10 protein-coding genes are annotated in these 11,229 nt (G+C 69.4%); all 10 read right to left on the reverse strand.

Features of this window, described 5'->3' with window-relative positions; all coding sequences use genetic code 11:
• Positions 1-218: 218 nt before the first annotated feature.
• Positions 219-1,148 carry a fatty acid desaturase gene (locus F8271_RS26215; RefSeq protein WP_151492492.1) on the reverse strand — a complete coding sequence of 310 codons (930 nt, stop codon included), beginning with the start codon at positions 1,146-1,148 and terminating at the stop codon, positions 219-221.
• 139 nt (positions 1,149-1,287) lie between these two features.
• Entirely contained in the window at positions 1,288-2,478 is a 1,191-nt protein-coding gene (locus F8271_RS26220) for an MFS transporter (RefSeq protein WP_151492493.1), read from the reverse strand.
• Positions 2,475-3,887 carry an argininosuccinate lyase gene (gene argH / locus F8271_RS26225; protein ID WP_225854774.1) on the reverse strand — a complete coding sequence of 471 codons (1,413 nt, stop codon included), beginning with the start codon at positions 3,885-3,887 and terminating at the stop codon, positions 2,475-2,477. The genes F8271_RS26220 and argH (F8271_RS26225) overlap by 4 nt, the downstream gene beginning before the upstream one ends.
• A gap of 46 nt (positions 3,888-3,933) precedes the next feature.
• Positions 3,934-5,121, reverse strand: a complete 1,188-nt coding sequence (locus tag F8271_RS26230; protein ID WP_192580460.1) for an ATP-grasp domain-containing protein — start codon at positions 5,119-5,121, stop codon at positions 3,934-3,936.
• Positions 5,111-6,130 (reverse strand): acetyl-CoA carboxylase biotin carboxylase subunit family protein, encoded by a 1,020-nt coding sequence (locus F8271_RS26235; RefSeq protein ID WP_192580461.1) that lies wholly within the window; start codon positions 6,128-6,130, stop codon positions 5,111-5,113. Before F8271_RS26235 ends, F8271_RS26230 begins: the two co-directional genes overlap by 11 nt.
• A gap of 157 nt (positions 6,131-6,287) precedes the next feature.
• Entirely contained in the window at positions 6,288-7,067 is a 780-nt protein-coding gene (locus F8271_RS26240) for a phytanoyl-CoA dioxygenase family protein (protein WP_192580462.1), read from the reverse strand.
• A complete protein-coding gene (gene argH, locus F8271_RS26245; RefSeq protein WP_225854775.1) occupies positions 7,064-8,485 on the reverse strand; it encodes an argininosuccinate lyase in 1,422 nt (473 codons plus the stop codon). The genes F8271_RS26240 and argH (F8271_RS26245) overlap by 4 nt, the downstream gene beginning before the upstream one ends.
• On the reverse strand, positions 8,482-9,498 hold the full coding sequence (locus tag F8271_RS26250) for an ornithine carbamoyltransferase (RefSeq protein ID WP_192580463.1): 1,017 nt from the start codon (positions 9,496-9,498) through the stop codon (positions 8,482-8,484). Before F8271_RS26250 ends, argH (F8271_RS26245) begins: the two co-directional genes overlap by 4 nt.
• Before the next feature lie 5 nt (positions 9,499-9,503).
• Positions 9,504-10,730, reverse strand: coding sequence for an argininosuccinate synthase (locus tag F8271_RS26255; RefSeq protein WP_151492497.1), 1,227 nt, complete (start codon positions 10,728-10,730; stop codon positions 9,504-9,506).
• Between the two features lie 306 nt (positions 10,731-11,036).
• Positions 11,037-11,229 (reverse strand): hypothetical protein (locus F8271_RS33425; RefSeq protein WP_225854587.1); only part of this gene is annotated, 193 nt, incomplete at its 5' end.

Genomic DNA, 11,229 nt, shown 5'->3' on the forward strand with positions numbered 1-11,229 from the left:
CCGAAAGGCATCCCGATCACGTCCGACCCGAAGTACTTAGCGATGGTAGCTTCCGAAATCAACGACCGACCCCGTAAGATCCACAATTGGAAGAAGCCCTCCGAGATTTTCGCCGAACTCGTAGAGACAAATGCTTCGACTGTCTGAACCTGCCCACCACTCTGGAATCCGCTGGCGGCCACGCCCGGACGCCGTGATCGGAGTCGAGGATCTGGGGCTCAGGCGCGGGAACGGTCGCGGTTCCTCCAGATCTCCCGGGCAACGATCAAAAAGAAATCCGCGTACGTGCGTTGCACGTGAAGGCCCAGCTCTCGGGCCTCGCCGTGGCGTTCCCGGAGCCGGTTAATGGGCACGTTCATCGCGGCGTGGTGCTCGATGTGCAGGTTGTTGCCGTTGGTGAACCAGGTGGTCAGCGGGCTGCCGGTGATCGAGCGGGTGTTGCGTAGTACGTCGATGCTCTCGGTGTCGCACAGGATGTGCTCGGGCAGTTCGACCAGGAAATGCATCGGCATGGCGACGACGAGGGGGAGTAGCCACAGCCGAAGTACCCATTCGCCACCGCCGAGGGCGCAGGCAACCAGCAGCAGGACGGCGGCCGCGGCAAACAGCCGGTATTCGGTGACGATCGCCTTGCGGCTGCGCGGGGAGATCTGGCCCATGTCGTACTCCCAGCGGCCGGCGACGCACTGGGCCGTGTCTCGGGCGACGGCGGCGAGGCGACGCAGGTCGATGAAGCCGCGCACGAGGGTGCCGGCGGTGAGCGGCTGCCGGGTGTCGAAGCCAAAGAACTCGGTGTCGTCGGGCGTGCCGAGGGCGCGGTGGTGCTGCAGGTGGCGTACCCGGTAGTGGCTGTAGGCGACCATCAGGGGCAGACCGAGCGGCACTCCGACGATCCGGTGCAGCCGGGAGCGGCGAAACGCCGAGTGGTGCAGGCACTGGTGCTGCAGCTCCACGGCATGGGTGTAGGCGAGTCCGAGCAGCACCACGCCGGCCACCGTCACCGCGACCGTCGGCTGCAGGGCGCACCAGGCACCGGCGGCGGTGAGCACGGCGAGGACCAGCAGCTTGACGATGAAGACGGCCTCGTCCCGGGGTCGTACGGTGGCTCGCTGGAACAGCAGCCGTGGCGAGATCGCGGTCTGTGACATGTGGTTTTTCCCCCGGGAATGCGTGTTGCGGGCCGGAAAATGGGCAAGCGGGTAGACAACCCGGTTCTAAAATCGGTCGGGCGGTCCTGGGAAATGGATTTCGGGTAGCCCCGGGAAACGCGTTCCGGGGCCGGCATCGTCAGGCTGCGAGCACCTCGGCGGGCTGCGAGCGCCTCAGTCCATCGACGAGCGCCGCGACGACGAGCAGCGACATCACGGCCATCGCCGCCATCGCCAACCCGACGCCGCGCATACCGGCCAGCGCCTCGGCCAAGGCTCCGGCGACCAAGGCACCGATGGCCTGGCCGACCTGCAGGCCAGTGGTGGACAGGCCGAACGCCTGGCCGCGTACGTCGTCGCGGGTGGCGTGGACGAGTCGCTCCTGCAGGGGCAGCGACGCCGAGTATCCGAAGGCGGAGAGCCCGACGAGCACTGCCGCCAGCGGCACCGGCGGCGACAGCGGGAACACGAGGAACGGCACCGCTAGCAGTAGGCGCATCGGCAGGATGAGCCGGTCGCGGCGGTGTTCGGGGACGAAGCGGCCCACGATGACGTCGCCGGCCAGCATGCCGACGGCTCCGGCGGCGAAGAGGTATCCGGCCCGGTCGGTGGCGTACGGGATGAACAGCGCCTCGCAGCCCACGACCAGCCCGTTGGGCACCCACATCATGAGGAACAGCGGCCTCAGCGACGGCGAGGTGAGCAGTTCGCGGTTGACGGCGCGGCTACGGGCGACGACCTTGCCCGAGGCGCGTGCCGGCAGGTCGGGCAGCCCGAGTCGGGCCGTCCCGCCCGCGACGATGCTGACCAGGGCCGCGATCCGGAACAGCCAGGTCGTCGACGCCGCCGCGAGCAGGACGGCCCCGATGCCGTACCCGATGATCTGCATGCCGCCGACGGTGATGTTCAGGGTGGCCCGGGCCAGGATGAACGACTGCTTGGGCACGATGTCCGACAGCAGCGCGATGACCGCGCCCGAGGTCGCGGACAGCGCCACGTAGCCGCCGGCAAGGATCAGGAAGCGGGCCCACCAGGTCAGGCCCGGGATCATCTGCAGCGACGCCATGGCCAGTGCCACGCACGCCATGAAGACCATCGCCGTCCGCGGGCGCAGCAGGTCGGAGGAGGCCAGCAGGTAGCGGGCCGACAGGAGTTGCACCAGCGGGCCGCCGAAGAGCGAGACCGCCGTCAGGAACGGCGAACCCGTCTCGTCGTACATGACGGTGCCCAGCGCCAGCCCGGAGACGACGACGGCGGTCATGGCGAAGAGCCGGACGACGAACAGGACCCGGAACTCGCGTACGGCGAAGAGCGCTCGGTAGGTCGTCATCCGGCCCGGAATTCCTCGATCCGGGCGCGCCACTGTTCGGCCTCGCGGGCGACGCACTCGGGTGAGGTGCCGCCGTAGCTGCGGCGGGAGACGACCGAGTCCTCGACGCCGAGGACGGTGAAGACCGCGTCGGTGATGCGGGCGTCGACCGAGTGCATGTCCTGCAGCGACAGCCCGGCCAGGTCGCTGCCGTGCTCGTCGGCCAGGCGCACGAGGCGTCCGGTGATGTGGTGGGCCTCCCGGAACGGCAGACCCAACTCCCGGACCAGCCAGTCGGCGAGGTCGGTCGCCGTCGAGTGGGCGCTGCCGGCCGCAGCCAGCATGGCCTCGGGCTTAGGGCGCAGGTCCCGCAGCATGCCGATCATGGCCTTGAGGCAGAGTTCCAGGGTGTCGGCGGCGTCGAAGGTCTGCTCCTTGTCCTCCTGCATGTCCTTGGAGAACGTCAGCGGCAGCGCCTTCATGACCCCGAGCAGGCCGGTCAGCGAGCCGTGCACCCGGCCGGTCTTGCCCCGGACTAACTCGGCGGCGTCCGGGTTCCGCTTCTGCGGCATGATTGACGAGCCGGTCGTCCACCGGTCCGACATCGTGATGAAGCCAAACTGCGGCGACATCCACAGCACGATCTCCTCGGCGAGCCGGGATAGGTGCGTCATGCACAGCGCGGCCGCCGACAGGTATTCGATGGCGAAGTCGCGGTCCGAGACCGCGTCCAGGGAGTTGCGCATCGGCCGGGCGAAGTCGAGCAGGTCCGCGGTCAGGTCACGGTCGATCGGGAAGGACGTGCCGGCCAGGGCGGCCGCCCCCAGCGGGGACTCGTTCATGCGGGTACGGGCGTCACTGAGCCGTCCGTGGTCACGCCCGAACATCTCGACGTACGCCATCAGGTGGTGACCGAACGACACGGGCTGCGCGCTCTGCAGGTGGGTGTAGCCGGGCATGATCGTGCCGGCGTTCTGTGCGGCCTGCTCGACCAGCACCTCGATGAGGGTGCGGACCAGCTCCAGCGCCCGGTCGTGGGCGTCGCGCACCCAGAGCCGGAAGCTCGTGGCCACCTGGTCGTTGCGGCTACGGGCGGTGTGCAGCCGGCCGGCGGCGGCGCCTATCAGCTCGCCGAGGCGGGCCTCGACGTTCATGTGGATGTCCTCGAGCTCCACGGAATAGGTGAAGCGGCCCGAGGCGATCTCCTCGCGGATCGTCGTCAGCCCGGCCTTGATAGCGTCGGCGTCCTCCACAGAGATGATCTTCTGGGCGTTGAGCATCGTGACGTGGGCGACGGAGCCGTCGATGTCCTGCGAGGCCATCCGGCGGTCGAACCCGATGGAGGCGTTGATTTTCGCCATCACGTCGTCGAGGCCCTCGTCGAACCGACCCCGGATCAGTCCGCCGCCCTTGTTTGTTTCGTCCTGCACCGTTATGCCGCCTGTCGTGAATTGGTATTGAAAATCCGGGGGCACGTTACCCGACCTCGATCGTGATCCCGGTGATGACCTTTCGGCATAGGGCAACGGCCCGGTCGGTGTCCGGGGCTACCGCGATCACGTATCCGGCCCGGCTCCGGGAGTCCTTGACGGCCGGGATTGTGTCGCCGGGCCGCAGGGGCAGGTGCACCTTCAGGACGCCCGGCAACCCTTGGCGGCGTTGCAGCCCGTGGACTGCGGTAACCCGGCCGGGAGGCGGCGTGAAGTAGCGGATCGCGGCGGCACCGGGTGCCCCCGGCGAGGGCTCGCCCGGCCCGGACCGGCGCAGCGTCCAGTCCACCAGCATGTCGAGCAGGTCGTGGCCGGTGGCCTGCCGGACGAGCGTGGGGATCGAATCGCCGCCGACGCGCGTGTGCGTCTCGATGACCTGCGGTCCGGTCGGGGTCAGGCGTACCTCGGTGTGGGTGCAGCCGTCGGCGATCCCCATGGTGTCGAGGAACGCGCTCACGTACGCCTCGATCGTCGCCGCGGCCGCCGCCGGGAGCGGCGCCGGAACCACGTGGCCGATCTCGACGAACGGGTTGTCGGGGTCGTCGTCCTGGGTGAGCTTGCCGGTGATCGCGACGATGCGGTGCTCGCCGGCGTGGCTGAACGCCTCGACCGAGTACTCCGGGCCGGCGAAGTACGGCTCGGCGAGGTAGTCGTCGGCACCGGGGGGCGGCATGACGATGTCGCCGGGGCCCCGGAAGCACGCCACGTTCTCGCTGCCCTGCCCATGCCGCGGCTTCACGATCACCGGGTAGCCGTGCTCGTCGCCGAACGCGCGGACGGCGGCGGCGTCGGCCACGACCGTCGCGGGGGCGTCCGAGAAGCCCGCCTCCCGCAGCCGGTGGCGCATGGCGAGCTTGTCGCGCGTACGGCCGACGACCTCCGGCGGTACGGCCTCGATCCCGAGGGCCGCCGCGATCCGGGCCGCGGGCAGCAGCCCCGGCTCGGTCAACGACAACACGGCGGTGAACGGGTCGTCGCGGTGGATCGCCGCCAGTGCCGGGATCAGCGCCGGGTCGTCGTACCCGGTCAGGATGGTACGGCGGGCGATGCGGAGCAGTGCCGGGTCGTGCCCGGCCGGGGTGTCGACCAGCGTGATCTGCGCCCTCGCCTGTCGGAGGCGGTCGCACAGGCCGGGGCCGCCGCCCACGACGACGACCCGGGGCTCATTGGGCACCGAGGTATCCGTCCAGCTCATCCAGCGACGAGCCGCGCAGCACCGAGTAGCCGGTGCGGCGGTTGACCGAGAACGGCTCCGCGCCGGGTACGACGCCCTCCGCGTCCTCGGTGACCCGGACGACCTCGACGCTGTCCGGGCGCGGCACGGCGGTGCGCTCGTCGAAGTGGAAGCGGATCCCGTGCCATGTCCCGGCCGGTTGCGCCGGCGTGCCCTTCCACGGCCGGCCGGCGCGGGCGAACAGGTAGGCCTCCTCCAGCGACAGCCCGTGCTGCAGCTCGACGATCTCCGGCACGTGCCCGCCGGCCGGCCGGGCGGCGGCCTCGATGACGGCCAGCCGCTCGTCGGTCATCTTCAGCTCCACGTGCATCACCCCCTGCGGCATACCCCAGCCTGCGGCGATGCGCTCGGCCGCCCCCAGCAGCGGGTCCCGGTGCCGCTGCGGGATCTCGGTGCCGGACCGGTGACCGATCTCGTAGCAGGCCGGCAGCGCGGACACGAACTTGCGGGTGAGCGCATGCGTCACCACTCGGCCGTCCTGCACGACACATTCGAGGCTGAACTCGGGCCCGTCCACGAACTCCTCGACGAGCGCGCCCGCAGTGAACTCGTAGTTCGTCAGCCGCGACGTCGTGAAGGCCGCCATCCGCGTCAGCGTCTCGTCGACCTCCTCCCGAGAGTCGCACTTGCGGACGAACAGGCTCATGGCCATGTCGACCGGCTTCACGATCACCGGGAAGGTCACCGAAGACCAGTCCAGCCCGGCGCTCTCGGCCGGCGAGGCGAGCCGGGCGACAGTGGCCGGCTGCGGCACGCCCTGCCGGGCGAACATCTCCCGCATGAGTGACTTGTTGCGGGAGGCGCGGATCCCGGCCACGTCGTTGTGCGGAACGCCCAACTCCCGAGCCAGCACGTCGGCCGCGATCACCGCGAACTCGTTGCCGGCGGCGACCGCGCCGAACTGCCGGTCCCCCATCTGCGCCAGCAGCACCTCGGGGGAATCGGACAAGGCAGGCACTCTGATCCACTCGTGCACCGGCGTCGTGTCGGCGACGGTCGAGCTCTCGATCGTCACGATCGTCAGCGGCCAGCCTTCGCGGCCGCACACTGCGGCGACGCGGCCGAGCGACCACGTTGCCACGGGGTGGAGCAACAGGACATGCATGTCAGAACGCCTCGCTGCGCGCGAAGTACCGCTCGAAGCCGACCAACTCCTCGCAGCGCCGTACGATCTCGCGCTTGTAGTACTTGTCGTAGAGCCCGGACTCGTCGGTCACGCAGTAGCTCGGCAGCAGGATGGTCCGCGGGCGGTCGTTGTCGTTGCGGCTGCTGAAGTGCGGGGCCAGCGAGTGGAAGACCAGGACGTCGCCGGCGTCCAGCGCGGGGACCTCGACGGTGGACGGGTCGAGCCGGGCCGGGTCGCAGTCAGCCTCGGTGTCGCCGCCGGGCCCGGGGATCAGTTCGTGGTGGGCACCGCGGTAGAATCCGATCCCGCCGGAGCGCTCGTCGCTCGGATAGAGGTTGATGGCCACCGTGAACAGCGTCTCCGGGTGCTTGTCGAGCCAGCGCCAATACAGGAAATCCTGGTGTGCGGCGTAGCCGTTCGTGCCCGGTTCCTTGCGGATGAGCTTGCACTTCACCAGCTTGGCGGCGCCGCCGAGGACGGCCTGAAGCGCCCCGAGCAGCGCCGGGTGCGTCGCCGCGCGGCTCAGCGCCGGCGAGATGTCGAGGACCGGGTCGAGACGGTCGAAGATGTATCTGCCGTCGGGACCGCGCCGGAACTCCGTACGCAGGTTCAGGTCGTCGTCGAGCCCGTCGAGGGTCCAGAGCCGGGCGCACTCCTGCCGGAAGCCCTCGATCTCGTCCGCGTTATAGAGGCCTGTCAGCACGGTGTAGCCGGCCGTACGGTACTGCTCCCGGCTGGCCGCCAGATCGTTCGTGGTCACTTCCCGGTCTCTCCTTCGTACACGATGACGCAGTGTTCGTCGATGCGCTGGGCGAGTTCGGCCCGGCGGGAGCGCAGCGCGGCCGCAGCCTCGGCGACCCGCTTCGGCGCGGTACCGCCCGGGCTGTCGCGGGCGGCGACCGAGGCCTCCACGGAGAGGTCGGGCCAGTCGCCCGCCAGCCGCGGGTCGACGCCGAGCCGGTCCTCGGGTGAGAGCCCGGTGAGCGTGGTTCCCCGTTGCGTGGCCAGGCGGACCAGCGCCGCGACCAGGTGATGGGCTTCGCGGAAGGGGACGCCGCGCTCGCGGGTCAGCCAGTCGGCGAGGTCGCTGGAGGTGAGGAAGGCGACGTCGACGGCCCGGCGCATCGCCGCGGCGTCCGGTTCCAGCAGCGTGACCAGCGCGAGCGCCGTGTCCAGCGCCGTCGCCAGGGTGTCGGCGCTGTCGAACAGCGGCTCCTTGTCCTCCTGCAGGTCCCGGAAGTAGCTCAGCGGCAGTCCCTTGACCACCGTCTGCAGGGTGTGCTGGTTGCCGAGGACCCGGCCGCTCTTGCCGCGCAGCAACTCGGCCGCGTCGGGGTTGCGCTTGTGCGGCAGCGCCGACGAGCTGGTCACCAGCTCGTCGGGGAGGCGGACCAGCCCGACCGGCTGCGACGACCAGAAGACCAGCTCCGCGCCGAGCCGGGACAGGTCCAGCGCCAGACAGGAGCCGGCGTTCAGGAAGTCGAGGGCGAACCCCCGGTCGCCGACGCTGTCCAGCGAGTTCAACGTCGGGGATCGGAACCCGAGTGCCTCCGCCACCGCCTTCCGGTCGATCGGGAAGCCGGTGCCGGCCAGGGCCGCGGAACCCAGCGGGCACTCGTCCTGCGCGGCGCGGGCGGTGAGCATCCGCTCCGCGTCGCGCAGCAAGGCCGCGGCGTACGCCAGGCACACGTGGCCGAACGTCAGCGGCTGGGCGACCTGCAGGTGCGAGAAGCCCGGCATGACGGTCGCGGCGTGCCGCTCGGCCTGCGTGACAAGCGCGTCCACCACCGCGAGGATCTTCGCGCCGAGCTCGGTCGTCCGGTCGCGCAGCCAGAGCCGCAGCGCGGTGACGGCGAGATCGTTGCGGGCGCGGGCGGTCCCCAGCCAACCCGCGCCGGGGCCGATCCGCGCCTCCAGGTACTCCTCGACCGCCGTGTGGACGTCCTCGGCGCCAGGGTCGAGCGGACTGCCGCCCGCCCGGAGCAGGTCGTCCAGTTCGGTGAGGGTCGCCAGCAGCGTGGTGCCGATCTCGGACTCGACGATGCCCTGCCGGAGCAGCATCGTGACGTGGGCCCGGGAGACGAGTACGTCGTATCGGGCGAGCCGGCCGTCGTAGTGGGCACTGGCACCGATCGCCGCCATGCTGCGTACGGCGGCAGCCCTGGCCTCAGTGGTCATGCGGACACCTTCATACCCGGAAGCTCTGTCAGCTCGGACAGCAGGCGGGCGAGGGTCCCGGGACCGGCCTCGGCCGCCGCCACGATCCCGAACCAGTCTGGGTGCAGCAACGAGAGCAGCAGCGCCCGGGCGACATGGAGCCGGGCGACCGCCTCGGGGTAGATCATCGACTGCGGTCCGTCGATCACCTCCGGCACGACCTCGTCACCCCGGTACGCGGGAAGGTTGTGCAGGAAGATCGCCTCCGGCCGGGCCAGCGCCATGAGATCCGGCGTCACCCGGTACGGCGCCAGGACCGCCCGGCGTTCCTCGGCCTCGTGCGCCTTGTTCATCGGGATCCACGCGTCGGCGACCACTACGTGGGCCCCGGCCATGGCGGTCCGCGCGTCGGTCGTGGCGGTGAAGCCGGCCAGGCGTGCGGTCTGCTCCACCGGCAGCGCGAACTCGGCCGGCGTGGCACAGGTGAAGCGCATCCCGACCTTCGCGGCGGACTGCGCGAGCGAGAGGGCGATGTTCGTCCCGTCGCCGACGAACACGACGGAGATCCCCTCCAGCCGTCCGAAGTGCCGCTTCACGGTCAGCAGATCGCACAGGGCCTGGGTCGGGTGGTGCTTGTCGCACATACCGTTGATGAACGGCACCGGTGACAATTCACAGATCCGTTCCTGGGTGTCGAAGTCGTAGATCCGGCTCAGCAGGACGTCATTGAAACGGCCCGCGACGTTCACGAAATCGGGCAGGTGCTCGGTCTTCTTCGCGTGCTGTCCGACACGCGCCTCGGCCCCGTTGTAATGAATTGCCTGACCGCCGAGATCACCCATCGCGCGTTCGAATGCGGTCCGGGTCCGCAGCGACGTCTCGTCGAAAATCATTCCGAGGCATTTTCCGCGCAGCAGCGGCGGCAGATATCCGATGTCGCGGGCCTGATTCTCCAAGGCGTCGGCGACCTCGACGATCGTCAGGATCTCGTACGCCGTCAGATCGTCGATCGTCAATAGTTGGCGCTTGGTCACGGCCATCATCGGGCGCCGCCGCGTACCTCGCCGAGCCGGCGCAGCCGCAGGGAACTGATGTTGATGAAACCCGTGGCGTCGTGCTGGCGGTAGTCACCGCCAGCCTCGAAGCTGACCAGGTCCTGATTGTAGAGCGAGTTCGGGCTGCGGCGCCCCTCGACGATGACGTTGCCCTTGTAGAGCTTGAGCCGCACCACCCCGTCGACCCTCTCCTGGCTCTTATCGACGAGCGCCTGCAGCATCTCGCGCTCGGGGGCGAACCAGTAGCCGTTGTAGACCAGCTCCGCGTAGCGCGGCATCAGCTCGTCCTTGAGGTGCGACTCGCCCCGGTCCAGCGTGATCGACTCCACGGCGCGGTGGGCGACCTGCCAGATCGTGCCGCCGGGGTTCTCGAACAGGCCACGGCACTTGATGCCGACGTACCGGGTGTCGACGATGTCGATGCGGCCGATGCCGTTCGCCGCGCCGAGCTCGTTGAGCCGGGTGAGCAGCGTCACCGGGTCCAGCTTCTCTCCGTCGATCGCGACCGGGTCACCCTGGGCGAACTCCACCTCGATCGTGGTCGGCTCGTCGGGGGCGTCCTCCGGCGAAGTAACCCGCACCCACGCGTCGTCGTCGGGGGTGAGCCAGGGATCCTCTAGGGTCTTGCCCTCGCAGGAGATGTGCAGCATGTTCGCGTCGGCGGAGTACGGTGCCTCGCCGCGCTTGTCCTTCGCGACCTCGATACCGTGCCGGTCGGCGAACGCGATCAGGTCGGCTCTCCCGGCCATGCCCCACTCCCGCCACGGCGCGACCACCTGAATGTCCGGCGCGAGGGCGTAGTAGCCGAGCTCGAAGCGCAGCTGGTCGTTGCCCTTGCCGGTCGCACCGTGGGCCACTGCGTCGGCGCCGACCTCCCGGGCAATCTCGATCTGCCGCTTCGCCACGAGCGGCCGGGCGATCGGGGTGCCCATCAGGTAGTAGCCCTCGTAGGCGGCGTTCGCCCGGTACATCGGGAAGGCGAAGTCGCGGACCAGTTCGTCGCGGAGGTCCTCGATGTAGATGTTCTCCGGCTTGACCCCGAGGGCCAGGGCTCGCTGCCGAGCGATCTCGACCTCTTCACCCTGGCCGAGGTCCGCGGTGAAGGTGACGATCTCGGCGTCGTACTCCATCTGCAGCCACTTGAGGATGACCGAGGTGTCGAGCCCTCCGGAGAACGCCAGCACGATCTTGCGCGGCTTGTTCTTGCCCATGCGTGAGCCAATCTTCTCTGATAACTGTGTCGACTCTGACAAATTTGTCGACGAAGCGACCGGCGGCCGCCAGATCCCGACCGGACAGAAAGGATTCGATCGGCATATCACGGTCCGTTGCGGGATTGATGCTGCCACAACGATCCGGGCCTCGACATCCCATTATCGGTGACCTAAATCATAGCGATGAGAACTGCAGGTAGCGGGCCGCTCGAGGCGGCAAAATGGCTGCCGAATAGGCCGGAGGTGGCGCACTCGGGCCTCGCTGTGGTCGACTCCAGCCCAATGCCACGTAGCTTAAGTTGATCATGTTGTGTGGGGTCGAAGACGGTAGATGTGAACGGTGGCTGGGTCTGGGTGGCGGATGCTGGCCGGCTCGTCGCGATTCTTGACGCGGTAGCTGTTGTGGCGGGCTCGTTTGACGGCGCGGGGGCAGGTGCGTTCCCGGCGTTCGGGGATCAGCAGGGCGGCGAGGCCGGCGAGGTGGGCCGGTAGTTGG

The organism is Micromonospora sp. ALFpr18c (genome assembly GCF_008868155.1).
Classification (GTDB): Bacteria; Actinomycetota; Actinomycetes; order Mycobacteriales; family Micromonosporaceae; genus Micromonospora.